Below are 24,360 nucleotides of genomic sequence, written 5' to 3'. Positions count from 1 at the left end.
TAATCCCGGCTTTGCGCCGCAGCGATTTCGGAGACAACGGCTATGCCGGCGGTTCCGGCGACCACACGCCCACGGCGGTCCCGTCCCGCACGTGCTGCCGGTAGGCGACAACCTTGCCGTGGATGATCTCGAGATTCGCGGTGAGATCCGCGATCTTGGCCCGCACGGCCCGCTCGTGTTCTTCCAGCAGCGCGAGCCGTTCCGGCTCATTGCCCGGCCCGGACCGCACCAGCCCCGCAAACCTCCGGAGTGTGGCGATCGGCATCCCCGACTCCCGCAGGCGGTTGCACAGCAGCAGCCACTCCACATCCGCTTTGTCATAGCTGCGATGCCCACCAGCGGTACGGGGAATCGGGCGCAGGAACAGGTCTTCGCGCTCGAAGAACCGCAGGGCGTGCACGCCCAGACCGGTCGCCTCCGCGACGTCGCCAATGGAAAGTCCACTCATTACCGCTGAACCGCCCTGCCAGAGCTTGACCTAGATCGCACTCTAGATCCTAGCGTTCGCCTCATGACAACAGAGCAGCACGCCAGGACTACCGCGCAGCACACGATCGACTCGGGCTTCGGCGCCCACAGCACCGCCGCCGAGGTCCTCGCCGGCATCGATCTCACCGGCAAGCACGTCCTGATCACCGGCGGCTACTCCGGTCTCGGCGCGGCAGCCACCCGGGCCCTGGTCCACGCCGGCGCGAAAGTCATTGTCCCCGCGCGCCGTCCAGCGCTGGCGCGGCAGGCACTCCACGACCTCGACAACGTCGAAGTACACGAACTCGACCTGGCCGACCTCGACAGCGTCCGCACCTTCACCGACCGGTTCCTGCGCACCGACCGCCCCCTCGACATCATCATCACCAACGCGGGCGTCATGGCCTACCCCCGCCACCTCATCGGCCCCGGCTGGGAAGCCCACCTGGCCATCAACCACCTCGGCCACTACGCCCTGGTCAACCGGCTTCGCCCCGCTCTGGGCCCCGGCTCCCGCATCGTCTCGGTGACTTCCTCCGGCCACTTCCTCTCCGACATCCATTGGGACGACCCGCATTTGCGCCACTCCTACAACCACTGGACGGCCTACGCCCAATCCAAAACCGCCAACGCCCTGTTCGCCGTCCACCTCGACGCGCTCGCCGCACCCCACGACATCCACGCCTTCGCCGTCCACCCGGGCAGCATCCTCACGCCTCTCCAACGCCACATCCCCCACGAGGAACAACTCGCCCAAGGCTGGATCACCTCCGAAGGCCACCACGCCGACGGCTTCAAAACCCCCGAACAAGGCGCCGCAACCGCCTTGTGGGCAGCCACCGCCCCCGAACTCACCGCCCACGGCGGCGCCTACTGCCAGGACTGCACCGTCGCCGCCCCCGCCACCACCGACGACATGCTCATCGGCGGCGTCAAACCCTGGGCGATAGACCCGATTTCCGCATCCCGCCTCTGGACCCTGTCCCGCGACCTCACCGGTGTGGACAGCTTCTCTCGATAGGCCGGGTAGCGTTCGGGGACGAAGCCGAGCGCATGGCCACCCCCAGCGTCGACGACCTCTCAGGGTGACAGTCCATAACGGGTGGCGAGTGCGGCGGCGCGGTCGCTCAGAGAGGTCCGCAACCATTGCGGGGCAAGGGCTTCCGCGTGCGTGGCGAGCTGCCACAGCGCCCATTCGGCATGTCTCGCATCCTGGAAGCTCACCTCGAGCCGCAGCCACCCATCCGCGTCGGTCTCCTCGGTGAGCACTGCCAGCGCGGTGCCCACCAGTTCCTCCCGCCGCGCCGGGTCCACCCGCACCAGCACGGTGATCAGGTCGCCCCCGTTCCGAAACCGCGTGCTCCGTTCCTGCCAGGCCCGGTCCAGATCCACCCGCTCCGGCCGCTGGGCAGGTTCGGAGAGCGCCTCGGCCGCCAGAATCCGGGACAGCCGATAGGTGCGATCCGCACCCGACCTCGTGGCCAGCAGGTAGACGTGCTCGCGCACGATCACCAGCCCGATCGGGTCCACCGTGCGCCATTTCGGGCTCTGATCCACGGCCGCATAGTGAATGCGCAGCTTGTGCCCGGCGAACACCGCCTTCCGAACCTCGGCCACCACGGCATCGGGCACCTCCTCCGCCACCAGTCGCCGGGAGAGCAGATCGGTCTCCGGATCGATCAGCAACCGCTCCGCCGCGTCCGTCGCATTGACCCGATTGCTCTCGGGCAACGCGTCGACCACTTTCCGCATGGCCGAGGCCAGCGCCGACCCCAGCCCGAATGCCTGTGCGCCCCGCCGCGATCCAGCCACCAGCAGCGCCAGCGCCTCCTCGTGATTCACCCCCGTCAACTCGGTCTGAAACCCGGGCAACAACGCAAACCCCCCATGCCGCCCCCGCTCGGCATACACCGGCACCCCCGCCGCCGACAACGCCTCGATATCCCGCAACACCGTCCGAGTCGAAACCTCCAACTCCCGAGCCAACTCCGGCGCAGTCAACCGCCCGTGCCGCCGCAACAGCAACACCAGCGAGACCAGCCGATCAGCACGCATGCAAAAACCTTCTCAGAAATACCCGACACAAGATGTCACGTTTCCTTGGCAGCCTAACCAGCATGTCCAACAAAAACGCCCCCACCAAGCTGCAATGAACCGAATCACCACCATCGGCGTCTACGGCTTCACCGCCGAAACCTTCCTGACCCAACTCACCACCGAAGGCGTCGACCTCCTCCTGGACCTCCGCCAACGCCGAGGCGTCCGAGGCCCCGACTACTCCTGGGCCAACGCCACCCGCCTCCAACACACCCTAGCCACCGCAAACATCCCCTACCGCCACCTCAAAGCCCTGGCCCCCACCACCGCCCTCCGCCACCTCCAATACCGCGAAGACGCCCGCCAAGGCGTAGGCAAACGCAACCGCAAATCCCTCTCCCCCGCCTACACCACCCGCTACACCCAAGAAATCCTCACCCCCTACAACCTCCCCGCCCTCCTTTCCGAACTCCCACCCACCGGAACCATCGCCCTCTTCTGCGTAGAACGCGACCCCGAAGCCTGCCACCGCTCCCTCGTAGCCACCCACCTGAGCACCCATACCGGCCTACCAGTCACCAATCTCCGCCCAACCTGAGCCGGTCACGGCTGTCGAGTCGGTAGACCTCATCTGCGACGAGTTACTCAGTGACACCCTCGTACCGGAGGAATTCAGGATCGAGAAAGTTGTCCCAGTCGTCCGCGTTGCGGTGACACCACTGAACGCCGCCCCACTCGGTGTCTTCAAAGGCGGCTTGGTGCACCACCCTCCCGCGCCAGCGACATTGGGCTCGCACTACGTCGGGGTGGCCATTGATCAACGGCTGTAACCAGGCCGGATCCACCGCGGACACATCATTCCCGTAATAGCAAGGCGTGGTGGGCGTCATCAAGTCCGATGGCCCCGGCGGCGATGACCGGTCGGTCAGCGTCGCGCATGGTCCGATTCCCATGTCAGAGCGGTCATTTCCGGTGCGATAGCTTCCGACAACCGCCATAGTCCAGATGCCGTCTCCAGCCGGTCTCCACCACGATGGAAGGCCAGCGGACGGATATCCACCGGTCGTGGTTTCGACCCGCAACTCGTCGAAACCGTAACGGCAGACCCGACCTTCATCCACGACGTCCCGACGAGCTACGACGTCCTCATCACTGCCCTCGTTGTGACTGCGTCGCCACAGTGCCCGGTACCGGGTCTCGGTATAGCTGTCGTCGATGAAATGTTCCAGCCCGATACCCTTGCCATCGCCGTACTGGATATCGACATACCCTCCCCCATCCTGAACCCGGTAATGGACCGGGACCCAGTAGGAACCGTCCGTACTCCTCCACGGATCCCCATCGTTCGAGCTCACCGCAGCCGCAATCCACTCCGCCTCGCGGCGGTCGATCCGATGACCATGTGCGGCGTAAACGCGCAGGAAGCACGTGAAGATATTCGACACCCGATCATGATCATCGACCAGAGCCGACCACTCCAGCTCTTATTCCGCTCCACATCGATCGCCCGCCAACCCGACAGGCGATCGAGACACGCGTTACCGGCGACCGGTGGGCCAGGCCACCGATCACCGGTCGTTCGGATGGATCTGTCACCGCGACAGCGAGTTCCGCAGATCGGTGACGGTGGCGCGCCGCTCGTAGGCGATCCAGCCGAAGATCGCGGCCAGCACCAGCGGGAAGATCGCCATCGACGGCTTGTCGGCGATGAAGGCCTGCGTCCCCGCGGCGAGCACGGTCAGCACCGACAGCCCCGCCGCAGCCAGGGCGCTCAGTCGCGGCACCATCAGGCCGATACCGCCGGCGACCTCCACCACGCCGATGAAGACGAGCAGCCCGAGCGGGATGGTGAGATTCTCGGGGGCGTTGTCCATCAGCATGTTCGGGATGACGAGCTTGGGCCCGCCGGAGGCGATGATGAAGAACAGGCCGAGCACGATCTGCAGGGTCCACAGCACCCGGTTGCGGGTCTTGCCGGGGCGGTGGGCGAGGTCGGTGGAGAAGTTGGCGGTGGGGTTCGCGGTGGTCATGTCGGGTCCTTCTGGTCGGTCGCGCCGGGTTGGTAGCGCGTTCACCGGATAGGACGGAGCGCGGTCTCGAGATTCATCGCCGCCCGCGAAAGAAAGGGGCTTAGGCTCGGGACGTGCACTTGGAGCTGGTGACGATCGTGGTGGCGGAGTATGAGCCGGCGATCGACTTCTTTGTGGGGGCGCTCGGGTTCGAATTGGCGGAGGATTCGCCGTCGGTGACCAATGATGGTCGGCCGAAGCGGTGGGTTGTGGTGCGGCCGCCGGGCGGGGGTACGGGGATTCTGCTTGCTCGCGCCGATGGCGAGCGGCAGGTGACTGTCGTTGGGGACCAGGTGGCGGGGCGGGTGGGGTTCTTTCTTCGTGTGGAGGACTTCGATGGTGCTTATCGTCGGATGGCTTCCGCGGGAGTGGAATTCGTGAGCGAGCCTCGGGATGAGGACTACGGCCGGGTTGCCGTGTTCATCGATGTGTCGGGGAACCGCTGGGATCTGCTCGGCCCGTCAGGCAGAGGATCGTCAGCAGCGGGAAGATCACCAACGGCGTTATGAAGACGGGGCTGGGGGGCGTGGAGTAGTAGAAGGCGTCGATCGGGATCCGGGCGAGCACTGCCGCGAACAACTGGCCGAGGGTGACCAGCCATGCTCCCGCCAATATTAGGGAGCGTCCGGATGGCCTGCCTCGCAACAGGAATACCGCGCCGCTGGCCAGCAGGGCGGCGATGAGCAGGAATGCGATGCCGAGCAACGACATGAGGTCGTCGGCGGAGATCGTCGAATCGCCGATCGACAGGTAGTCGTTGTCCTGCCACTTGCCTTCCTGGGACTGCATCCACATGCCGAATGCCAGCATGAGCCATACGAGTGCGCCGAGGATCGCGAAGCCTGCCGCGATCCGATACCGCGTCTGCCGGTGCTGGGCCCAGCCCCGCTTCACCCGCACAACTGCGGATTCGTCCCCAGGCATCGACTCCCCCTCGTTCCGAGTTATCGCCTTCGCGGACAGACGTTATCGGTTCATGGTCACGCGGTTAGCATCGGGCGATGACACCGCGCGATGAAGATGGATACGGCATCGATGTCGACCCGGAGCGGATCGACGTGGATCGAGTCCACCACTGGCTGTCGACCGATACGTACTGGGCGCTGGGACGTGAGTGGGAGATCGTCGAGCGGGCGATCCGCGGGTCACTGAACTTCGGTGTATACGACGCCGACGGGGAGCAGGTTGCCTACGCTCGTGTTGTCACCGACAAGGCAACCTTCGCCTGGCTCTGCGATGTCTATGTGGATCGCGAGCATCGCGGCAAAGGTCTCGGCAGGCGGCTCGTCGCCGCAGTTCGTGACCACCTCGCGTCCTACAAGATCAGGCGAATCGCGCTGGTGACATTCGACGCCCACAGCCTGTACGCCGAGGCCGGTTTCGCCCCTCTGACGGATCCACAGAATTGGATGACGCTCATCGCCGAGGGATGAGCCGGTCCCGAACGGGCAACACCGCCGTGTGCGCAGGAAATCTCGCGCGTCGTATGGTCCCGGCAGAGCGGAATGGTCCGAGCTTCGGAGGTGGGTGTGAACGCGGTGGCGACGCCGAGTGTGGGGTTGGCGGCGTTGTGTTTGGTGTTGGTGGCGGGGACGGTCGTGGTTTACCGGGTGGCCGGGTTGGGGGCGATGGCGGTTGCGCCGGGGGCGGCGGTGCGGGCGGTGGGGCAGCTGACGGTGGTGGCGTTGGTGTTGGCGGTGGCGTTGTCGCGGTTGTGGTCGTCGGTGTTGGTGCTGGGGGTCATGTTCGGGGCGGCGGTGGTCACGGCGGCGCGGCGGAGTGGGGCCGGGTGGTCGGGGGCGTGGGTGACGGTGTCCATCGGGGTGGGTGCTGTGGCGACGCTGACGCCGATTCTGGTCAGCGGTGTGGTGCCGTTGACCGGGGTGGCGGTGGTGCCGATCGGAGGGATTGTGTTGGGGGGCACCATGACTGCGACATCGCTGGCCGGTCGGCGGGCGCTGGATACGTTGCGGGATCGCCATGGGGAGGTGGAGGCGGCGCTCAGTTTGGGGTTCACCGATCGGGATGCGCGGCTCGAGATTATTCGGACGACCGCCGGGGATGCCCTGCTGCCGGGCGTCGATCAGACTCGGACCGTCGGATTGGTCACGCTGCCAGGGGCTTTCGTCGGAGTGCTGATGGCGAGCGGGTCCGCGGCGCAGGCCGCCGCTGTCCAGGTACTGGTCCTGCTGGGACTGCTGCTCGCGCAGTCGTGCGCGGTCGCGACGACGATCGAACTCGTTGCGCGCGGGCGTATTTCGCGCACAACGGCCCGGTAGCCGAGAGAGGCGAGCAGGTCCTCGCGGGAGGGACGGTGCGAGGACCTGCTCGGGTGCGGTGCGCTCGGATTGGAGGGAGCGGCCGCGGTCAGAGGGGGGTGAAGTCCCGGCTCGCGATGTAGGTCGGGCGGGGGGACGCCGCGGCGTAGGGGTCTACGAGGGTGTTCTCCACGCTGTTGAAGACCAGGAAGATATTCGAGCGGGGATAGGGCGTGATGTTGTTCGACGAGCCGTGCATGATGTTGGAGTCGAACAGCAATGCCGAGCCTGCGGGGCCGGTGAACTGGGTGATGCCGTATTTGCCGGCCAGATCGGCGATGTCGGCGGGCGAGGGGACGCCGATCTGCTGCTCCCGCAACGAATTCTGGTAGTTGTCGGCCGGGGTCTCGCCTTGGCACGGGACGAAGGTGCGGTGGGAGCCGGGCATGACCATGAGGCTGCCGTTGTACGGGTAGTTGTCCGTCAGGGCGATGGACAGGCTCACCGCGCGGGGTGCGGGCATGCCGTCTTCGGCGTGCCAGGTTTCGAAATCCGAGTGCCAGTAGAAACCGGTGCCCTTCATGCCGGGCATGTAGTTGATCCGGGTCTGGTGCAGGTAGACGTCCGAGCCCAGGATCTGGCGGGCCAGGCCGGCGACGCGGGTCTCGCGCACCAGATCCGCGATCATCGGGCTCAGCTTGTGCACCTCGAAGATGGAACGGACGGTGTTGGAGGACTTTTCGATGATCACCCGGTCATCGAGCCGCAGCTCGGGTTCCCGGCCGAGGCGATCGATGGCGATGGCGAAATCGGTGACCTCATCGGGATCGAGCAGCCGGTTCACGACCGCGAAGCCGTCGGCCTCGAAGTTCGACAGGGCCGGGGTGCCGATCTCACCCCACACGGTGCGGTCGGTCCGCTCCACATGCGGGAGCGGTTGCGCGGTGCGGGTGGGGTAACGGTCGATGCGGGTGGTGTCGGGCAACGACATTCGTTGGGGACTCCTGTGATTCGTTACTGGGCGGGAACCGCTACGAGCGGGTAGACGCCGTTCTCGTCATGGACTTCCTGACCGGTGACCGGCGGGTTGAACACGCACAGCATGCGCATGCGCGCCCGCACGTCGAGCCGGTGCCGTTCGTGGCCGTTGAGCAGGTACATCGAGCCGGGGCCGAGCTCATAGGTGACGCCGTTGTCGAGATCGGTGAGCGTGCCCTCGCCTTCGATGAGCCACACGGCCTCCACATGATGCCGATAGTGGAATTCGTGCACGCTGCCGGCGTCGATGGTGGTCTCGTGGAAGGAGAATCCGACCCCGTCGCCGCCGAGGATGATGCGCTTGCTGCGCCAGCCCACGCCCGCCACATCGCGGTCGGTGCCGGTGATTTCCGCCGTGGTGCGCACGATCATGTCAGTGCCCCCGCCCGCCGCACACCACATCCACCGACGCGGCCAGGATTTCCAGGCCGTGATCGAGCTCGGCATCGGTAATCGTCAGCGGCGGAAGCAGTTTCACCACTTCGTCCTCGGAGCCCGAGGTCTCCACCAGCAGCCCGTTCTCGAAGGCGACCTGCGATACCTTGCCCGCGCGCGACGCATCGTCGAACGCGATTCCGTGCACCAGGCCGCGCCCGCGCACCGACAGACCGTCGAATGCGGCGACCACACCGCTGAGCGCCCGGTGCACCCGCTCCCCCTTGGCCAGGGTCGCCGACTCCAGGGCGTCACTGCCCCAGTAGTGCTCCAGCGCCACCCGCGCGGTGACGAAGGCCGGGTTGTTCCCGCGGAAGGTGCCATTGTGCTCGCCCGGCTTCCACTGGTCCAGCTCCGGTTTGAACAGCACCAGCGCCATCGGAAGCCCATAGCCGCCAATGGATTTCGACAGAGTGACGATATCGGGCGTGATCCCGGCGGTCTCGAAGGAGAAGAACGGCCCGGTGCGCCCGCAGCCCATCTGCACATCGTCGACGATGAGCAGGATCTCCCGCGCCGCGCACAGATCGGCCAGTCCGCGTAGCCATTCGGCCCGCGCGACATTCACGCCGCCCTCGCCCTGTACGGTCTCCACGATCACCGCCGCGGGCTTGTCCAGCCCCGAGGAGCGGTCGTCGAGCGCCCGCGCCATCCACTGGAACGGATCGGTGTCCATATCCGCCAGGTAGCCGTCATAGGGCAGCGAGGTGGCGTGCTGCAGCGGCACGCCCGCTCCGGCCCGCTTGGCAGCATTGCCGGTGACCGCCAGCGCGCCCAGCGTCATCCCGTGAAAGGCATTGGTGAAGTTCAGGATCTCGGTGCGCCCGGTCACCTTGCGCGCCAGCTTGAGCGCCGCCTCCACCGCATTGGCGCCGGTCGGCCCCGGGAACTGCACCTTGTAGTCGAGCCCGCGCGGCTCCAGCACCAGGCGCTGCACCGTCTCGAGCAGCCGCCGCTTGGCGACGGTCGACATATCCAGCGCATGGGTGATCCCGTCGCCGGCGATGTACTCCAGCAGCGCGTCCTTGAGCACCGGGTTGTTGTGCCCGTAGTTCAGCGCGCCCGCGCCGGCGAAGAAGTCCAGGTAGTCCCGGCCGTTCTCGTCGTGGATCCAGGCACCGGAGGCGGTGTCGAACACGGTCGGCCAGGAGCGGCAGTAGCCGCGCACATTCGACTCGAGGGCGTCGAAGATCGTCATCTCGGTGGTGGTCATCGGCGAATCTCCTGATCGTTTGCCGGCGCTATGCGGTACAGCAGCTCGGCTTCATGGCTGTCGGGGAAGTGGCCGGGGGTGAAGAGCGGGGTTCTGGTCATGGCGGACCGGCGCCGGCGCGCCAGCGCGCCGAACATGGCGATGGAGGCGGTGTTGTCCGGCGAGATGGTGGTCTCGAGCAGGGAAACGCCTTGATCGGCAAGGCTTTCCAGCAGCACGTCGATCATGGCGACGCCGATGCCGCGACCGCGGAAGGCGTGATCGACGGCGACCTGCCAGACGAACAGCGTGTCCGGCTGCTGCGGGCGTACGTATCCGATGACGAATCCGGCTACTTCACCGCCGATTTCGGCGACGACGGAGGTGGTCGCGAAGTCGCGGCACCAAAGGAGATACGCGTAGCTCGAATTCGCGTCCAGAACCCGGGAGTCCTTGGCGATGCGCCACATCCGGCCGCCGTCGTCCAGTAACGGATTGCGTACCAGGATCGATGGTTTCACAGACGATGCCGGTGGCATCGCGGATCGCACGGGCTTGGTCAGCAGGGTTTGCTGAGTTTTAGCGTGAGAGTTCCTGAATTGTGTCTGCATGACCGCTTCAGACTTTCAAAGGAACTTTACGAACTCCCGTGCGAGATCTTTGCGATCTCATGACGATCGCTCTGCACATCGAGCCGATAGCCCAGTCCGCGCACGGTGACGACCAGGCGCGGAGCCCCGGGATCGCGCTCGATCTTGGTCCGCAACCGTCGCACGTGCACGTCTACAATGCGTTCGTCACCGAAAAACTCTCCGTCCCAGACCCGTTCGAGCAGCACGCCGCGACTGAGCACGCGCCCGGCATTGGTGGCCAGCTCACACAGCAGCCGGAATTCGGTGACGGTGAGATGCAGGGGTTCCTCACCCCTGCGCACCAGGCCGCCGTCGGGCGAGAGCACCAGCGGATGATCCGAATGGTCTTCCAGCACAATCTCTGTCAGCGGTTCGGGCAGATCGTCGGCGCCGTTGTCCCGCTCCGCCAGCCGGGCCCGGCGCCGCAGCGCGCGCATGCGGGCCGAAATCTCCTTGATGACGAACGGTTTGCTCACGAAGTCGTCCGCGCCCGCTTCCAGCGCCGCCACCACATCGTGGGTGTCGTCGCGCGCGCTGATGACGATGATCGGCACATCCGAATCGCGCCGCACCTCCCGGATACAGGTGAATCCATCCATATCGCCGAGCATGAGATTGACGATCATGACATCGGGTTCGCCGTGATTGCGGAGATGTTCGAGCGCCGCGTCCACCTCCCAGGCCTCGGCGACCTCGTAGCCCTCGTCCTCCATGGCGACCCGCAATGCCCCGCGGACCCGGTCGTCGTCTTCCACGATCATCAGGTTCGCACCCATCACCCATCCTCTTCGACAGCGGACACGTTCGCGCCCTCGGCGAGCGACATCGGTTGCACGCCGCACACGAAGATAGCGAGTACCCGTTCAGCTAACCGTCAAACCGGACAATGGCCCTCCACATAGGGCCGCGAGGCGGCAAAACGCCGACCACCAGCCGTTATGCACTCCAGCTACCGGCTGTTTCTTGACGGCTTCCTTACAACGGGATTGCGAACATGTTCCCGCCGACCTGGCTGCTGGCTCATCCGGGCCAGCGCTGCACATCGACGACAATCCAGCAGTCCCCCAGCGTCGACCCCTCGCCGCGCCGCCGGGTTCACTCCGGATCCGGCCGCCGATGCCTGCCTCCCATATCGGTCACGGGATGCGCACGCGCGGGCGGCAATTCGAGCGTCGGGTGATCGGGACCCGGATCGTCGCGCCGCGGATCACCCACCGCGCGGCGTAGTTCCGCGATGAAGGCCTCCACCGACCCGTAACGCGGCAGCACTTCGGCCAGCAGGCGCTGCGCGCTGGTCGCCATCATCCGCACTCACCTCACGTCGAGCGTTGCCGGCGTGAAGGTCTCACCCCGCGATTGGACAGCCACCGGGAGCGCAGGGCGAGACCTTCACCCCTCGATCGGTACCGGCAGCACACCATCTGTCCGGACCGCCGACCACAGTAACCGCGCGCATCCGACATCCAGCGCCTGATGAGATGACGAATCGTGCCAACCTTCTGACATTCAGCGAACCGGTCGCAACTTTTCGGCCGGGATGTCCGCGATGGCCCGGAGGTGACCGTTGTCACGATGCCAACCGCCCGCATCCGGACTAATTTCGGGAATTAGCGAAATAACGAAGGATGGTGGCGTGCTCGACGAGTGCAAGGCACTGGCGAACGAGACCCGGTTGCGAATCCTGGAGTGGCTCAAGCAGCCGCAGACGCACTTCCCCGGACGTGCGGCGGATACGGCCGAACTGGGCGTGTGCGCGGGCCTCATCCAGCAGAAGGCGGGCGCCTCCGCCTCCACCATCTCGGCACACCTGGCGATCCTGCAACGCGCCGGCTTCCTCACCGCGACCCGGCGCGGTCAATGGATGTACTACCGCCGCGACGAGGCCCGCATCCGCGAGTTCACCGCTCTCCTGCACAGCCGGCTCTGATATCGAAAGGCAGTCCTCCCATGCCCCTGGCGCTGTCCATCCTCGACCTGGCGACCATCGCGCCCGGCCAGAGCGCGCGCGAAAGTTTCGGCAACAGCGTGCAGTTGGCGCAGGCCGCCGAGCGCAGCGGCTACCGCCGCGTCTGGTACGCCGAGCACCACAACATGCGCTCCATCGCCTCCAGCGCCACCAGCGTGCTCATCGCCCATATCGCCAATCACACCAGCACGATTCGGCTCGGCGCGGGCGGCATCATGCTGCCCAACCACTCCCCGCTGGTGATCGCCGAGCAGTTCGGCACCCTGGAAACCCTGCATCCGGGCCGTATCGACCTCGGCCTGGGCCGCGCGCCCGGCAGCGATCAGAAGACCATGTACGCACTGCGCCGCGATCCGGCCTCGGCCGATTCCTTCCCGCAGGACGTGCTCGAACTCCAGGGTTTCCTCAACGGAAATACCCGCGTGCCCGGCGTCAACGCCGTCCCGCGCCCGGAAAACGGTGTCCCCCTCTACATCCTGGGCTCCTCGCTGTTCGGCGCCCAGCTCGCCGCGCACCTGGGCCTCCCCTACGCCTTCGCCTCGCATTTCGCCCCCGACGCCCTGCATCGGGCGGTGGATGTCTACCGCGAAACCTTCCAGCCCTCCGAGCAATTGGCCGAGCCCTACGTCATGGCCGGTATCAATGTCTTCGCCGCCGACGACCGCGATGCGGCCGAAGCCCAGAAGACCATCGCCTACCGCTCCCGCGCTCGCGCCATGATCGCTCGCGGCCCCTCCACCCCCAACTACACCGACGCCGAGATCGACGCATTCCTGGCCTCCCCCAATGGAAGCCACCTCATGGCCATGACCAAATACACCGCCGTGGGCACCCCCGCCGAGGTCGACGCCTACCTCGCCGACTTCGCCGCCTCCATCCGGGCCGACGAACTCATCACCGCCCACTACGCCACCGAGATCGCCGACCGCATCCGCTCGGTCGAACTCACCGGCCGCACCCTCGGCGCCACCCACGAGCCGGTCGCCGGATAACCCACCGCGAACTGCCGGCCGCATTCAGGCCAGCAGTTCGCGGACCAGCACTCCGCACCACCACTGCTCGACCCGATCCGCGGACCACCCGCGCTCGACGGTCAGCGTCAGATACACATCGATATTGCACAGCGCGGCATAGATATCGACTGCCGACGCCACATCCAGCCCCGCGCGCAGCGTGCCCTCCGGCCAGGACGAGAACACCTGCACGCGGGTTCGATCACCTGCGGCCCGGCCATCCCGATAGGCCTGCGCCAGTTCGGGTTCGGTACGCCCCGCCTCCCGCACCAGCATGATCACATCCCCCGCCCGCTCGAACAGCCGCCGGTCGTATCCCGCGATCGCGCCCAATTGCCGCGCCGGATCACCCGCATCCGCTTCGAGCCCGGCGATCATCCGCGCCGCATCCGCCGACAGATCGGCCGCATCCACCAGCGCCTTGGTCAACCCCGACTTGTTCCCGTAGGCCGCGTACACGGTGGGCACCGAAACCCCGGCCTCCCGCGCCACATCACGCACGGTCGTGGCCGCCCACCCATGGGCCAGGAACAGCTTTCGCGCCGCCTCGGCGATCTCCGCACTCGTCTGCTTCGCCTGCGCCGCCCGGCGCAACGAGTCGTACCGGCGCCGCTCCGGCTCCGAATCCATCTCTTCCCCATTTCATTTTTCGGTGCTTATATTGAATATATGATACAGAAACTCACCAGTGGGGACGCCCTCTCCCACGCCCGGATAGGCGGCGTGTCCGCCATCGGCTTCGCGCTCGTCATTCTCGGCGTCAACCTGGCCCTGCTACCCATTCGTCCACCCACAACCGGCGCTGCCATCGACAAGGTCGCCGCGTTCTACACCGACCACGGCGACTCCGCCGGCGCGATCATGGCGGTCATCCCCCTGGGCTGGATCCTCTCAACCGTCTTCGCCGCCAGCGGCGTCGCGGCACTCTGGTCCACCGAACGCCGCACCGTATCCGCCTGGGCCCTGGTGGGTTTCGCCGGAGTACTCCTCCAGAACGGGGCCTTCGCCATGGTGGTGGCCCTCCGCTCCGCCCTCGCCGCAACCCCCGACCACTCCACCCCCGCCATCGCCGGCCTGTGGACCCTCCACGACGCGATCTTCCTGCTGAACGGCACATTCCTGGCGCTGGCCCTGCTCGGCTTCTCCCTGGCCGGGCGCCACGCCGATCTGCTCCGCCCCTGGCACTACACCCTCGGATTGGTCGCCGCCGCAGGCCAATTCCTCTCCGCCCTCCTGACCCCGGCCATGCTCGACCAGGGCGGCCCCCTCACCCTGATCGGCCTCGTCAGCTGGCTGATGTGGATCGTCTGGCTGATCGCCTACGGCCTCGCCCTGTTCCGCCTGCCCGCCGCGGCTCACGCCAGGTAGTACACCAATTGCGGGGCGGCTTCGACCGGGTGCTGGGCGTCGATGCCCTGGTTGATGGGGCGGAATCGCCAGCCGCTGACGCGGTCGAGGGCGCCGAGCACCAGGCCGCTGTTCGGGAGACCGCTGAGCTGGCTGCGGGCGATCTCGGTGTTCGAGGTCTGGTCCACGACGCGGCAGTAGGCGTTGGCGATCTCGGCGAAGGATTGGCCGGTGTAACAGGTGACGAGGAAGAGGACCGTGGTGACCGAGGAGGACAGACGGGTGAAGTCCACCGAGATGACCTCGTTGTCGCCGCGGCCTTCGCCGGTGATGCTGTCGCCGTGGTGGCGGACGGCGCCGTCGGCGGAGTTGAGCTGTTCGTGGTAGACGACGTCGACGAGTCGGTCGGCGCTGAAGAGGAAGGCGGCGATATTGAGGTCGATATCGGGGGCGCGCCCCAGGGAGGGGTCCCAGCCGAGGCCGACGGTGATGTATTCGGGGCTCGCGCCGCGGTCGTCGCGGAACGCGTTGGACACCACGTGATTTCCTTCCGCCAGAGCTGTACCCGTAAAGATGCCGTATGAATCGAGCCGGCGCAAACCGCCTCGCGGGCGGACCGGCAGGTTTGCGCGATTGGCCGAAGATGCTTCGGATGATCTGCCCGGATCGGACACGGATCCGTTGGATCGAATAGTGAACCACTAGTTCAGAGAATATTCTTCAACACTATGGCGATCTACCCGCATAATCTTCATACTTCACACCATCACCCGGCATGACCTGCCGGTTCAGTCGACATGACTCCGAGGAGTGTGAAATGAAGGTCGGAATCCCCCGCGAGGTCAAAAACCACGAGTACCGGGTTGCCTGCACCCCCGCCGGTGTGCGCGAACTGGTCTCGCGCGGGCACGAGGTGTACATCGAAACCGGCGCGGGCGCCGGGTCCACCTTCGAGGACGACGCCTACCGCTACGCCGGCGCGCGGGTGCTGGACACCGCCGATGAGGTGTGGGGCATCGCGGATCTGGTGCTCAAGGTGAAAGAGCCCGTGGCCGAGGAGTATTCGCGCATGCGCGCGGGCCAGACGCTGTTCACCTATCTGCACCTGGCCGCGTCCAAGGAATGCACCGACGCGCTGCTGGCCTCCGGCATCACCTCCATCGCCTACGAGACGGTCACCGGCCGCGACGGCTCGCTGCCGCTGCTGGCGCCGATGAGCGAGGTCGCCGGACGGCTTGCGCCGCAGGCCGGTTCATACCATCTGATGCGCAGCGGCGGCGGCCGCGGCGTGCTCATGGGCGGCGTGCCGGGCGTGCGGCCGGCGAATGTGGTCGTGATCGGCGCGGGCGTGTCCGGCCGCAACGCCATTGCCGTGGCGCACGGTATGCACGCCGCGGTCACGGTGCTGGATCTGAACATCACCCGCCTGCGCGAGATCGACGATCTGTACCACGGGCAGGTGCGCACCGTCATGTCCAACCGCCACGAGGTGGAGACCCTGGTCCGCGAGGCCGATCTGGTCATCGGCGCGGTGCTGGTGCCCGGCGCCAAGGCCCCCACCCTGGTGTCGAACGAGCTGGTGGCGCAGATGAAGCCGGGTTCGGTGCTGGTGGACATCGCCATCGATCAGGGCGGCTGCTTCGCCGACTCGCGCCCCACCACGCACGAGAACCCGACCTACCGGGTGCACGATTCGATCTTCTACTGCGTGGCCAATATGCCCGGCGCGGTGCCGCACACCTCGACCGTGGCGCTCACCAATGCCACCCTCCCCTACGCCATCGCCCTGGCCGAGCAGGGCTGGCAGCGCGCCACGGCCGCCGATCCGGGCCTGGCCGCGGGCCTGAGCACCCATGACGGCGTGCTGCTGTCCGAATCCGTCGCCGCCGCACACGGTTACACCGCGCAGAGCCTGGTGGCCTGATCATCCCGATCCGGCGGGCGCGGTCAGGACAGCGACTGCCGCCCGCCGGGTCGCACGTGCTCGAAGATGAGAATGGTCTCCGTCGAGGCCACCGCCGGATGCGCGCTCAGATGCTCCAGCACGAACCCGCGCAGCTGCGTGGAGTCGGCCGTGGCCACGTGGATGAGGTAATCATCGGCTCCCGCAATGAAATACACGTTCTCGACCTCGGGCAGCGCCGCCATCTGCTCGCCGAAGGCGGCCAGATTGTGGCGCGCTTCGGCGGTGACGCGGACCGCGATCATGGCCTGCAGCGCGCGGCCGAGCGCGGCCGGGTCGATATCGGCGTGGAACCCCCGGATCACGCCGCGCTCGATGAGGCCGCGCACCCGCCCCAGGCAGGTGGACGGCGCGATGCCCGCCACGGCCGCGAGCGCATTGTTGGTGATGCGCCCGTCGCGGGAGAGTTCGGCCACCAGCACCCGGTCGATGTCATCGATCGGGGCCGGTGGCCGAGGGGGTTCCGCCGGCCGTCCGGGCGTCGAAGGTGATTTCCTCACCCAGGAACTGTATCGAACGAAATTCGCCCGATCCGCCGATCGGGCGAGCTGATCTTCAGGCCGGCCGTCTCCTCTGTCACTGATCCGGCAGCGCCGATCGATCCGGCAGCGCCGATCTCGGGCGCATCGAATGCCGCGCTGTTCTCGGCGACCCACTGCCGGAACGGCCTGGCCGGTATTCCGGTGATCCGTTCCACGGTGTCGCGCACCCGCACCGAGTCGTCGGTGATATCGCCGCCGGTCACGTCGAGCACCGCATCGGCGGCATCGCCGAAGACCGCGACCATGAATGCGCGCGCCTGCTCCCGGGTGATCTCGGTGAACGGAATCTCGCGGCGCAGCGCCGCGGCGATGGTCGCGACCTGCTGCCGGGCCGTCACCCGTTCCGGGCCGGTCAGGGCGTATGTCCGGCCGTAGTGGCCCGGTTCGGTGAGCGCCACCCGCGCCACCGCCGCGATATCGGCCGGGTGGATGGTGGGCAGCCCGATATCGGCGTAGGGCGCGCGGACCGTCTCGCCCGCGCGAATCGTGTCCGCCCACATCAGGCTGTTGGCCGCGAACTGCGTGGGCCGCAGGATCGTCCAGTCCATGCCGCTGCGCTGAAGCAGCTGCTCGACCTCGGCGTTCTCGATGGCGGGACCCAGTCGCGGGTGGGTTTGGACGGTAATCGACGACACCAGCACCACATGCCGCACGCCCGCGCGGCACGCGGCGGCGAGAATCTCGGCGTCGGGGCCGAGCCGCGGCAGCAGGAATATCGATCGCACGCCCGCGAAGGCCGGTTCGAGCGAGGCCACATCCTCGAAGTCGGCTTCGACCACCTCGACGCTCACGGGGAAGGCGCCGCGGGCGGCATTGCGGGTGAGGGCGCGCAGCGGGCCCGCGCCGTGGTCGTGCAATTGCCGCAGCAGGGCGGCGCCGATGTTTCCGGTCGATCCGGTGACAAGAATCATGAACAGCCTCTTTTCGCGCGTAGTGACCGATCCGCAACGACGCTAGAACCTCAATTCGCGTTGAGGTCAAGGGCTCTCGTGGCCGATGGCGCCGGGATGCGCCGCGCCGGTAGCCATCACTCTGCGAATCGCATACCGCGGGAGCGGCATTCGACTTTCGGCCACACTCGCGAGGGCGGAGCGTCAGTATTTTCTCCACTACGAAGCGGAAAATAGCTGAACTGTTGCTCTGGTACGGTCGAGGAGCCGGAATTGCGCGACGAATCGAAGGTTGAAGGTTAGAGCTGGTGTCTGCCGAGACTCTCGCGGTCCGTCGTGCCCGTCGGCCGCGGATTCGGAAGCCGCGGGTATGCACCCTGCCGCAGCTGCTGGAGACGGCGGTGGACCTCGATCCCGAGGCGTGCGCGCTCCGATTCGCCGGTCAGTCGCTGACCTATGCCGAACTCGACGCGCGGTCCGCACGGCTGGCGCGGGTGCTGATCGGGCGCGGGCTGGGACCGGGCGATGCGGTGGTGCTGGCGCTGCCCCGATCCATCGACTCGGTGGTCGCGGTGTGGGCGGTGGCCAAGGCGGGGGCGGCATTCGTTCCGGTGGATCCGCGCTACCCGCGCGAGCGCGTGGCGCACATGGTCGGCGATTGCGGGGCCGCGTTCGGGCTGACGCTGTCGGCGTTCCGCGGCGAACTGGATGCGGCCGTGCGGTGGCTCGAACTCGATACCCCCGCATGCGCCGAGGAGCTCGCGCGCGCCGCGGCGGAACCGGTGCACTTCAGCGAACGCGTGCGGCGGCTGCACGGCGCGGACCTCGCCTATCTGATCTACACGTCCGGATCGACCGGCAAGCCGAAGGGCGTGGCCGTGACGCACGCCGGCCTGGCCGGACTGTGCGCCGAGCAGGCGCGGCGGTTCCGGACCACCGCGGCATCGCGGACCCTGCATTTCGCCTCGCCGAGCTTCGACGCGTCCATTCTGGAGCTGCTGCTCGCGGTCGGGGCCGGAGCGACCATGGTCGTGGTCCCGCCCGACATCTACGGCGGCGACGAACTGGCCGAGCTGCTGCGGGACGAGTGCGTGACGCACGCGTTCATCACCCCGGCGGCACTGGCGGGGCTCGAGAATACGAATCTCCCGGACTTGCGCACGGTGATCGTCGGCGGCGAGGCGTGCCCGGCGGAGCTGATGGAGCGCTGGGCGCACGGGCGGGCGTTCTTCAACCTCTACGGCCCGACCGAGACGACCGTGGCGGCCACGATCAGCGAGGAGCTGCTGCCGGGCGATCCGGTCACCATCGGCGGGCCGGTCGCCGGGATGACGGCGCTGGTGCTCGATGCGCGCCTGGCGCCGGTGCCCGATCGGGTGGCGGGCGAATTGTATTTGGCGGGACCGGGATTGGCGCGCGGCTATCACGGCCGGGCCGGGCTGACCGCGGCCCGGTTCATCGCGCATCCCGATGGCAGCGGTGAACGGCTCTACCGCACAGGCGATCTGGTGCGCTGGATGACCAGCGAGGACGGCATCGCGCGGTTGCAGTACCTCGGCCGCACCGATGCGCAGATCAAGATTCGCGGATTCCGGGTGGAGCCGGGCGAGATCGACGCCGCGCTCATGAGCTCCCCCGCGGCGGCCTTCGCCACCACGGTGGTGCGGCGGCTGCCCAGTGGCGCGGACGCCCTGGTGTCGTATGTGGTTCCGGCGCCGGGATCGCCGTTCGATGCCGAGGCGCTGCGGGACTGTGCGCGACGGCAGTTGCCCCGGCACGCGGTGCCCGCCGCCATTATGGCGATCGACAGCATTCCGCTCACGCCGGTCGGCAAGCTCGATGGCGCGGCCCTGCCGGAGCCGGTGTTCACCGCGCGGGCGTATCGGGAACCGGTGACGCCGGCCGAGCGCACCGTGGCCGAGGTCTTCGCCGAGCTGCTCGGCGCGCCCCGGGTGAGTGCGGACGACGATTTCTTCGAGCTGGGCGGCAATTCGCTGCTCGCGACGCGGGCGGCGGGCCGATTGCGGGCCGCGCTGGGGATCCGTGTCCCGGCGCGCACCGTATTCGAGCATCCCACCGTGACGGCCTTGGCGGCGGCCCTGGACGCGCTCGCCACCACGCCCGCACGGTATGTGCCCTTGACCGCCCGTGAACGCGGCGAGCACACCCCGCTGTCGCTGGCGCAGCAGCGGATGTGGTTCCTGGCCCGGCTGGATCCGGCGTCGCCCGCAAACAATATTCCGGTGGCACTGCGTCTTTCGGGCAGTGTGCGTATCGATGCACTCACTGCCGCGATGCGTGATGTGCTGGAACGGCACGAAGTGCTGCGCACGATCTACCCGGAGCACGAGGGCGCCGGCTACCAGTGCATCCTGCCCGCCGAACAGGTGACGCTGGATCTGACGCCCACCGAGACGACCGATACCGAGCTGCGCCGGGAACTCACCGAATACCTGAGCACGGGATTCGACGTGACAACCGATGTGCCGTTGCGCGCCCGGATATTCCGGCTCACGGACACCGAGTTCGTCCTGGCGCTGGTGGTCCATCACATTGCGGCGGACGGCTCCTCGCTGGCGCCGCTGACGCGAGACCTGATGCTGGCATACGGTGCACGCACGCAGGGCATGCCACCCGCGTGGACGCCACTGCCGGTGCAGTACGCCGACTTCGCGCTCTGGCAGCGCGAGGCGCTCGGTGCGGCAACGGATCCGGATTCGCTGCTGAGCGAACAGCTGCGGTATTGGCGCGAGGCCCTCGCGGGCCTGCCTGCCGTGCTCGATCTGCCCGCCGACCGCCCGCGCCCGCCGGTGGCGAGCAATCGTGGTGCGGCCCAGGCTTTCCAGCTGGATCCGGCCCTGCATCGCACGCTCGAACAGTTCGCGCGGGATCGCGACGCCACACTGTTCATGGTCGTGCACGCCGCCCTGGCATTACTGCTGGCCCGGCTGTCGGGCACCGCGGACATCGCGGTGGGGACGCCGGTGGCCGGGCGCGGCGAGCGCGAACTCGACGATCTCGTCGGCATGTTCGTCAATACCCTCGTATTGCGCACCCGCACGGATGGTTCCGAGAGTTTCGCGCAGCTGGTCGACCGGGTGCGGGAGAACGATCTGAACGCCTTCGGCCATGCCGATATCCCGTTCGAGCGGCTCGTCGCCGAGCTCGACCCGCCGCGCAGCCGGGCGCATCACCCGCTGTTCCAGGTGGCGTTGTCGTTCCAGAACTTCCCCGGCCGGGCTTTGCGACTGCCGGAGCTGACCATCGCGCCGATCGACCTCGGCGATGCGGTCTCCCCCGTCGATCTGCAATTGACCGTTGTGCCGCAGGAGGATTCCGAGGGCCCCGCCGGAATGTTCTGTTCCTGGCGGTACGCGCGGGATCTGTTCGACCCCGCCACCGTCGAGGACCTGGGCCGCCGGCTGACCATCCTGCTGCGGGCGGCCGTGGCGGACCCGCAGCGGCCCACCGGGGATCTGCCGGTGCTGGACGAGCCGGAGCGCACCGCCCAGCCGGCCGCGGCGGCCGGGCCGCGCCTGCCCCTGCCGCACCGGTTGCTCCTCGACGGATTCGCCGCGCAGGCCCGCCGCTCCCCCGACTCGCCGGCGGTGAGCGGTGCGGGCGGATCGCTGACCTATGGTGAGCTGTCCGGTCGCGTGAATCGGCTGGCCCGCAAGCTGATCGGCATGGGAGTGGGTCCGGGTGCGACCGTGGGCCTCGCGATGCATCCGGCACCGGACCTGGTCGTCGGCATGTATGCGATCGTGCAGGCCGGCGGCGCCTTCGTGCCGATCGATCCCGGTCAGCCCGCGGCCCGCATCGCCGACGTCCTCGACACCGCGGACCCGATCTGCGTCCTGACAGCCGGTGCGGGCGTCGACATCCGGGACAGGCCGGTTCTGCACGTGGACGATCCGGCGAATTCCGGTGCGCTGTCCGCGTTCTCGGACGCACCGCTGACCGACGCCGACCGCGTGCGGCCGCTGCGCGAGCAGGACCTGGCCTATGTCCTCTTCACGTCCGGATCGACCGGACGCCCCAAGGGCGTAGGCGTTCCGCACGCGGCGATCGTCAACCAGATCTCCTTTCTCACCGCGGAATACCGGCTGGCCGCGACCGATACTCTGCTCCAGTCGGTGCCCGCCACCTTCGATGCGTCGCTGATCGGCTATGCCGCGCCGCTCAGCGTCGGCGCGCACCTGGTGATCGCCGCAGCGGAGGAACGCACCGATCCCGCACGGCTGGCCCGCCTCATCGCCCAGCACCGGGTGACGACGACGGCCTCCGTGCCGTCACTGCTGGAGGTCCTGCTGGATTCGGCTCCGCCGCGGTCGTTGTCGTCGCTGCGCGCGGTGTGGGTGGGCGGCGAACCTTTGCCCGCCGCGACCATCGGCCGGTTCACCGCCGCCTGCGCCGCCCGGTTGCACAATCTGTACGGGCCGACGGAAGCGACGGTCTCCATTACCGGCTGCGACGTGACCGACCGTGGTGACGGCCCGGTGCCGATCGGCCGTCCGCACGGGAACTGCCTGGCCTACGTCCTGGACGCACGCCTGCATCCCGTCCCGCCGGGGACACCCGGCGAGCTGTATCTGGCCGGGCCCCAGCTGGCTCGCGGCTATCTGGGCCAGACCGGTCGCACCGCGGAACGTTTCGTCGCCGATCCGCACGGCCCTGCGGGCACGCGGCTGTATCGCACCGGTGATCTGGTGCGCCGCAATCGAACCGGCGATCTGGAATACCTCGGCCGCACCGATGCGCAGGTGAAGCTGCGCGGGCAGCGCATCGAACCGGGCGAGATCGAGGCCGCCCTGCGCGCGCATCCGACGGTCGGCTGCGCGGCGGTCGCGGTGCGCCGCGAACAGCTGATCGGCTATGTGAGCGCCGCCGAGGCCGCCACGGTGAACACCGCCGAGGTGCTGGCCTCGCTGCGAGAAACGCTGCCGGGCTACATGGTTCCGGCGCATCTCATGGTCCTGGACGAATTCCCGCTCGGCACGACCGGCAAGCTCGACCGCGCCGCCCTGCCCGATCCCCGGATCCCCGTGCGTGCGTACCGTGCCCCCGGCACCGCCGACGAGCGGATCGTCGCGGAGGTCTTCGCGACGGTGCTCGGCGTCGACCGGGTCGGCCGGGATGATGATTTCTTCGCTCTCGGCGGTACATCGCTGTCGGCGGTCAAGGTGCGGGCGGCGCTGGCCGAACGCCTGGGTGTTCCGGTGCCGTTGCGGCACTTGTTCACTCATCCGCAGGTCGGCGAGCTTGCCCTGGTGATGCGCGGTGGTGATCTCGCCCCGCGTTCCGGTGCCACGGCCGCCGATCCGCTGGCCGATACCGTGCTGGACGCGGCGATCACCGGTGTCGGCCGGTCTCCGGTGCGGCCCGGCGCGCCCGCAGCCATCCTGCTCACCGGCGCGACCGGATTCCTGGGTGCGTTCCTCCTGCGGGAACTCCTCGACCGGACCCGGGCCACGATCTACTGCCTCGTGCGGGCCCCCGAGAATCCTGAGATCCCGGGAAGTTCCCGAGCCGACGCCGACGCCGCCGCCCGTGCCCGGATCCTGGCAGCCGCGGCGCGATACCGGATCTCCTTGGCGGACATGGAATCCCGCATTGTCGCCGTTCCAGGCGACCTGGCGCGGCCGCGACTCGGCCTGACCGAGCAGCGGTTCGCCGAACTCGGTGCGCGCATCGACGCGATCTACCACAATGGCGCGCTGGTCAACCATCTCGAACCCTACGAGCGCATGCGCGCGGCGAATGTCGCGGGCACCAGCGAGATTCTGCGGCTGGCCACCACCGCCCGGCTCAAACCGGTCCACTACGTATCGACCAGTTCCGCCCCGCACACCACCGACCTGCCCACGGGACTGCCCGGCTACGTCCTCACGAAATGGGTTGCCGAGCAACTCGTCCGCGCCGCCGCACACCGCGGCATACCCGCCACCGTCTATCGCCCCGGTTTGATCACCGGCGATTCCCGCACCGGCGCCGCCGGAACCGATGACGCCTGGTGGACGATGCTGCGGTCGATGCTCGTCATCGGCACCGCCCCGGACCTCACCGACGCCGAAATCGCCATGCTGCCGGTCGATCACGTCGCGGCGGCCATCGTGCGCTCCGCCTCCGCCTCCGGCCAGGAGCACACCGGGTCGGTGGACCTGGCGCCGGACACCGCACTGCCGCTGCACGCGATCGTGGACGAGGTCCGGCGACGGGGCTATCGACTCAATCTGGTCGCGCCCGAGCACTTCCCCGGAGCACTGACGGCGGCCGCCGAGGAACGCGTCGCCTCCGGAGACGAATCGCTCTCGCGCGCAGCGGCCTTGAGCACCAACTACGCCGCGCAGCCCACCCCCGGCGACGCCGGGAACACCACCGGCGAACCGGTCCGCGACCACCCCGTCGTCCATGTCCCCGGCGTCGGCGCCGCGGTACTCGCCCGCTATTTCGACTATTTCATCGAGACGGGATTCTTTCCGCCCGCGGCGGGCGCGTAGCCCGGCGGGA

General features: G+C 67.9%; 25 protein-coding genes. 10 read left to right on the top strand and 15 right to left on the bottom strand.

Features of this window, described 5'->3' with window-relative positions; all coding sequences use genetic code 11:
• Positions 1 to 40 precede the first annotated feature (40 nt).
• Positions 41 to 448, bottom strand: a complete 408-nt coding sequence (locus ACYQ5L_RS17960; RefSeq protein WP_459958842.1) for a MerR family transcriptional regulator — start codon at positions 446 to 448, stop codon at positions 41 to 43.
• Between the two features lie 63 nt (positions 449 to 511).
• On the opposite strand from ACYQ5L_RS17960, the gene ACYQ5L_RS17955 reads away from it, so the two are divergent.
• Positions 512 to 1,489 (top strand): oxidoreductase, encoded by a 978-nt coding sequence (locus ACYQ5L_RS17955; protein ID WP_459958841.1) that lies wholly within the window; start codon positions 512 to 514, stop codon positions 1,487 to 1,489.
• A gap of 59 nt (positions 1,490 to 1,548) precedes the next feature.
• Here the strand turns inward: ACYQ5L_RS17955 and ACYQ5L_RS17950 are convergent, their stop codons facing one another.
• Positions 1,549 to 2,523 (bottom strand): helix-turn-helix transcriptional regulator, encoded by a 975-nt coding sequence (locus ACYQ5L_RS17950; protein ID WP_459958840.1) that lies wholly within the window; start codon positions 2,521 to 2,523, stop codon positions 1,549 to 1,551.
• 94 nt (positions 2,524 to 2,617) lie between these two features.
• Here ACYQ5L_RS17950 and ACYQ5L_RS17945 point away from each other — a divergent pair, with 94 nt between their 5' ends.
• Positions 2,618 to 3,103: a DUF488 domain-containing protein gene (locus tag ACYQ5L_RS17945; RefSeq protein WP_459958839.1), complete on the top strand. Its 486-nt coding sequence runs from the start codon at positions 2,618 to 2,620 to the stop codon at positions 3,101 to 3,103.
• Between the two features lie 43 nt (positions 3,104 to 3,146).
• Here the strand turns inward: ACYQ5L_RS17945 and ACYQ5L_RS17940 are convergent, their stop codons facing one another.
• Together ACYQ5L_RS17940 and ACYQ5L_RS17935 are read right to left on the bottom strand one after the other, a co-directional pair.
• Complete coding sequence (locus ACYQ5L_RS17940) at positions 3,147 to 3,950, bottom strand: hypothetical protein (RefSeq protein ID WP_459958838.1); 804 nt, start codon at positions 3,948 to 3,950, stop codon at positions 3,147 to 3,149.
• Between the two features lie 147 nt (positions 3,951 to 4,097).
• Complete coding sequence (locus ACYQ5L_RS17935; protein ID WP_459958837.1) at positions 4,098 to 4,535, bottom strand: DoxX family protein; 438 nt, start codon at positions 4,533 to 4,535, stop codon at positions 4,098 to 4,100.
• 113 nt (positions 4,536 to 4,648) lie between these two features.
• On the opposite strand from ACYQ5L_RS17935, the gene ACYQ5L_RS17930 reads away from it, so the two are divergent.
• On the top strand, positions 4,649 to 5,083 hold the full coding sequence (locus ACYQ5L_RS17930) for a VOC family protein (protein WP_459958836.1): 435 nt from the start codon (positions 4,649 to 4,651) through the stop codon (positions 5,081 to 5,083).
• Here ACYQ5L_RS17930 and ACYQ5L_RS17925 read toward each other — a convergent pair.
• Positions 4,995 to 5,498, bottom strand: coding sequence for a hypothetical protein (locus ACYQ5L_RS17925; protein WP_459958835.1), 504 nt, complete (start codon positions 5,496 to 5,498; stop codon positions 4,995 to 4,997). The two genes, ACYQ5L_RS17930 and ACYQ5L_RS17925, sit on opposite strands and share 89 nt — an antisense overlap.
• A gap of 77 nt (positions 5,499 to 5,575) precedes the next feature.
• Here ACYQ5L_RS17925 and ACYQ5L_RS17920 point away from each other — a divergent pair, with 77 nt between their 5' ends.
• Entirely contained in the window at positions 5,576 to 6,007 is a 432-nt protein-coding gene (locus tag ACYQ5L_RS17920) for a GNAT family N-acetyltransferase (RefSeq protein WP_459958834.1), read from the top strand.
• A gap of 72 nt (positions 6,008 to 6,079) precedes the next feature.
• The gene (locus tag ACYQ5L_RS17915; protein WP_459958833.1) at positions 6,080 to 6,853 is read left to right on the top strand and encodes an ABC transporter permease; all 774 of its coding nucleotides are present in this window, start codon (positions 6,080 to 6,082) and stop codon (positions 6,851 to 6,853) included.
• An 88-nt stretch (positions 6,854 to 6,941) separates the two neighbouring features.
• Here the strand turns inward: ACYQ5L_RS17915 and thpD are convergent, their stop codons facing one another.
• The 6 genes from thpD to ACYQ5L_RS17885 all read right to left on the bottom strand — a co-directional run bounded on the left by thpD (position 6,942) and on the right by ACYQ5L_RS17885 (position 11,434).
• The gene (gene thpD, locus ACYQ5L_RS17910) at positions 6,942 to 7,823 is read right to left on the bottom strand and encodes an ectoine hydroxylase (protein WP_459958832.1); all 882 of its coding nucleotides are present in this window, start codon (positions 7,821 to 7,823) and stop codon (positions 6,942 to 6,944) included.
• Between the two features lie 23 nt (positions 7,824 to 7,846).
• Complete coding sequence (locus ACYQ5L_RS17905; protein WP_459958831.1) at positions 7,847 to 8,242, bottom strand: ectoine synthase; 396 nt, start codon at positions 8,240 to 8,242, stop codon at positions 7,847 to 7,849.
• 1 nt (position 8,243) lies between these two features.
• Positions 8,244 to 9,518 (bottom strand): diaminobutyrate--2-oxoglutarate transaminase, encoded by a 1,275-nt coding sequence (ectB, locus tag ACYQ5L_RS17900; RefSeq protein WP_459958830.1) that lies wholly within the window; start codon positions 9,516 to 9,518, stop codon positions 8,244 to 8,246.
• A complete protein-coding gene (ectA, locus tag ACYQ5L_RS17895; protein ID WP_459958829.1) occupies positions 9,515 to 10,108 on the bottom strand; it encodes a diaminobutyrate acetyltransferase in 594 nt (197 codons plus the stop codon). The genes ectB and ectA overlap by 4 nt, the downstream gene beginning before the upstream one ends.
• Positions 10,109 to 10,134: 26 nt before the next feature.
• Positions 10,135 to 10,905 carry a response regulator transcription factor gene (locus ACYQ5L_RS17890; protein ID WP_459958828.1) on the bottom strand — a complete coding sequence of 257 codons (771 nt, stop codon included), beginning with the start codon at positions 10,903 to 10,905 and terminating at the stop codon, positions 10,135 to 10,137.
• A 319-nt stretch (positions 10,906 to 11,224) separates the two neighbouring features.
• Positions 11,225 to 11,434 (bottom strand): hypothetical protein, encoded by a 210-nt coding sequence (locus tag ACYQ5L_RS17885; RefSeq protein WP_459958827.1) that lies wholly within the window; start codon positions 11,432 to 11,434, stop codon positions 11,225 to 11,227.
• A 328-nt stretch (positions 11,435 to 11,762) separates the two neighbouring features.
• On the opposite strand from ACYQ5L_RS17885, the gene ACYQ5L_RS17880 reads away from it, so the two are divergent.
• Together ACYQ5L_RS17880 and ACYQ5L_RS17875 are read left to right on the top strand one after the other, a co-directional pair.
• The gene (locus ACYQ5L_RS17880; RefSeq protein WP_459958826.1) at positions 11,763 to 12,056 is read left to right on the top strand and encodes an ArsR/SmtB family transcription factor; all 294 of its coding nucleotides are present in this window, start codon (positions 11,763 to 11,765) and stop codon (positions 12,054 to 12,056) included.
• A gap of 20 nt (positions 12,057 to 12,076) precedes the next feature.
• Positions 12,077 to 13,087, top strand: coding sequence for an LLM class flavin-dependent oxidoreductase (locus ACYQ5L_RS17875; protein WP_459958825.1), 1,011 nt, complete (start codon positions 12,077 to 12,079; stop codon positions 13,085 to 13,087).
• A 24-nt stretch (positions 13,088 to 13,111) separates the two neighbouring features.
• Here the strand turns inward: ACYQ5L_RS17875 and ACYQ5L_RS17870 are convergent, their stop codons facing one another.
• Complete coding sequence (locus tag ACYQ5L_RS17870) at positions 13,112 to 13,738, bottom strand: TetR/AcrR family transcriptional regulator (RefSeq protein WP_459958824.1); 627 nt, start codon at positions 13,736 to 13,738, stop codon at positions 13,112 to 13,114.
• Positions 13,739 to 13,777: 39 nt separating this feature from the next.
• Here ACYQ5L_RS17870 and ACYQ5L_RS17865 point away from each other — a divergent pair, with 39 nt between their 5' ends.
• Positions 13,778 to 14,476: a hypothetical protein gene (locus tag ACYQ5L_RS17865; protein ID WP_459958823.1), complete on the top strand. Its 699-nt coding sequence runs from the start codon at positions 13,778 to 13,780 to the stop codon at positions 14,474 to 14,476.
• Here ACYQ5L_RS17865 and ACYQ5L_RS17860 read toward each other — a convergent pair.
• Positions 14,464 to 14,994: a TerD family protein gene (locus tag ACYQ5L_RS17860; RefSeq protein ID WP_459958822.1), complete on the bottom strand. Its 531-nt coding sequence runs from the start codon at positions 14,992 to 14,994 to the stop codon at positions 14,464 to 14,466. The two genes, ACYQ5L_RS17865 and ACYQ5L_RS17860, sit on opposite strands and share 13 nt — an antisense overlap.
• 278 nt (positions 14,995 to 15,272) lie before the next feature.
• On the opposite strand from ACYQ5L_RS17860, the gene ald reads away from it, so the two are divergent.
• Positions 15,273 to 16,379 (top strand): alanine dehydrogenase, encoded by a 1,107-nt coding sequence (ald, locus tag ACYQ5L_RS17855; RefSeq protein WP_459958821.1) that lies wholly within the window; start codon positions 15,273 to 15,275, stop codon positions 16,377 to 16,379.
• 23 nt (positions 16,380 to 16,402) lie between these two features.
• Here ald and ACYQ5L_RS17850 read toward each other — a convergent pair whose 3' ends face one another.
• Positions 16,403 to 16,918 (bottom strand): Lrp/AsnC family transcriptional regulator, encoded by a 516-nt coding sequence (locus tag ACYQ5L_RS17850; RefSeq protein WP_459958820.1) that lies wholly within the window; start codon positions 16,916 to 16,918, stop codon positions 16,403 to 16,405.
• A complete protein-coding gene (locus ACYQ5L_RS17845; RefSeq protein ID WP_459958819.1) occupies positions 16,915 to 17,871 on the bottom strand; it encodes an NAD(P)H-binding protein in 957 nt (318 codons plus the stop codon). The genes ACYQ5L_RS17850 and ACYQ5L_RS17845 overlap by 4 nt, the downstream gene beginning before the upstream one ends.
• Positions 17,872 to 18,158: 287 nt before the next feature.
• On the opposite strand from ACYQ5L_RS17845, the gene ACYQ5L_RS17840 reads away from it, so the two are divergent.
• The gene (locus ACYQ5L_RS17840; RefSeq protein WP_459958818.1) at positions 18,159 to 24,350 is read left to right on the top strand and encodes a non-ribosomal peptide synthetase; all 6,192 of its coding nucleotides are present in this window, start codon (positions 18,159 to 18,161) and stop codon (positions 24,348 to 24,350) included.
• Positions 24,351 to 24,360: the final 10 nt, after the last annotated feature.

This window comes from Nocardia sp. IFM 10818, assembly GCF_054655275.1.
The sequence above is the reverse complement of the archived record's forward strand: the minus strand, read 5'-3'. Positions and strand labels throughout refer to the sequence as shown.

Bases quoted from the DNA above. Each gene is read 5' to 3' on its own strand.
- ACYQ5L_RS17890 (WP_459958828.1), bottom strand. From the start codon at position 10,905: ATGGGTGCGAACCTGATGATCGTGGAAGACGACGACCGGGTCCGCGGG.
- ACYQ5L_RS17960 (WP_459958842.1), bottom strand. From the start codon at position 448: ATGAGTGGACTTTCCATTGGCGACGTCGCGGAGGCGACCGGTCTGGGC.
- thpD (WP_459958832.1), bottom strand. From the start codon at position 7,823: ATGTCGTTGCCCGACACCACCCGCATCGACCGTTACCCCACCCGCACC.
- ectA (WP_459958829.1), bottom strand. From the start codon at position 10,108: ATGCAGACACAATTCAGGAACTCTCACGCTAAAACTCAGCAAACCCTG.
- ACYQ5L_RS17870 (WP_459958824.1), bottom strand. From the start codon at position 13,738: ATGGATTCGGAGCCGGAGCGGCGCCGGTACGACTCGTTGCGCCGGGCG.
- ACYQ5L_RS17925 (WP_459958835.1), bottom strand. From the start codon at position 5,498: ATGCCTGGGGACGAATCCGCAGTTGTGCGGGTGAAGCGGGGCTGGGCC.
- ACYQ5L_RS17915 (WP_459958833.1), top strand. From the start codon at position 6,080: ATGGTCCGAGCTTCGGAGGTGGGTGTGAACGCGGTGGCGACGCCGAGT.
- ACYQ5L_RS17935 (WP_459958837.1), bottom strand. From the start codon at position 4,535: ATGACCACCGCGAACCCCACCGCCAACTTCTCCACCGACCTCGCCCAC.
- ACYQ5L_RS17955 (WP_459958841.1), top strand. From the start codon at position 512: ATGACAACAGAGCAGCACGCCAGGACTACCGCGCAGCACACGATCGAC.
- ACYQ5L_RS17945 (WP_459958839.1), top strand. From the start codon at position 2,618: ATGAACCGAATCACCACCATCGGCGTCTACGGCTTCACCGCCGAAACC.
- ectB (WP_459958830.1), bottom strand. From the start codon at position 9,518: ATGACCACCACCGAGATGACGATCTTCGACGCCCTCGAGTCGAATGTG.
- ACYQ5L_RS17905 (WP_459958831.1), bottom strand. From the start codon at position 8,242: ATGATCGTGCGCACCACGGCGGAAATCACCGGCACCGACCGCGATGTG.
- ACYQ5L_RS17875 (WP_459958825.1), top strand. From the start codon at position 12,077: ATGCCCCTGGCGCTGTCCATCCTCGACCTGGCGACCATCGCGCCCGGC.
- ACYQ5L_RS17845 (WP_459958819.1), bottom strand. From the start codon at position 17,871: ATGATTCTTGTCACCGGATCGACCGGAAACATCGGCGCCGCCCTGCTG.
- ald (WP_459958821.1), top strand. From the start codon at position 15,273: ATGAAGGTCGGAATCCCCCGCGAGGTCAAAAACCACGAGTACCGGGTT.
- ACYQ5L_RS17950 (WP_459958840.1), bottom strand. From the start codon at position 2,523: ATGCGTGCTGATCGGCTGGTCTCGCTGGTGTTGCTGTTGCGGCGGCAC.
- ACYQ5L_RS17885 (WP_459958827.1), bottom strand. From the start codon at position 11,434: ATGATGGCGACCAGCGCGCAGCGCCTGCTGGCCGAAGTGCTGCCGCGT.
- ACYQ5L_RS17865 (WP_459958823.1), top strand. From the start codon at position 13,778: ATGATACAGAAACTCACCAGTGGGGACGCCCTCTCCCACGCCCGGATA.
- ACYQ5L_RS17920 (WP_459958834.1), top strand. From the start codon at position 5,576: ATGACACCGCGCGATGAAGATGGATACGGCATCGATGTCGACCCGGAG.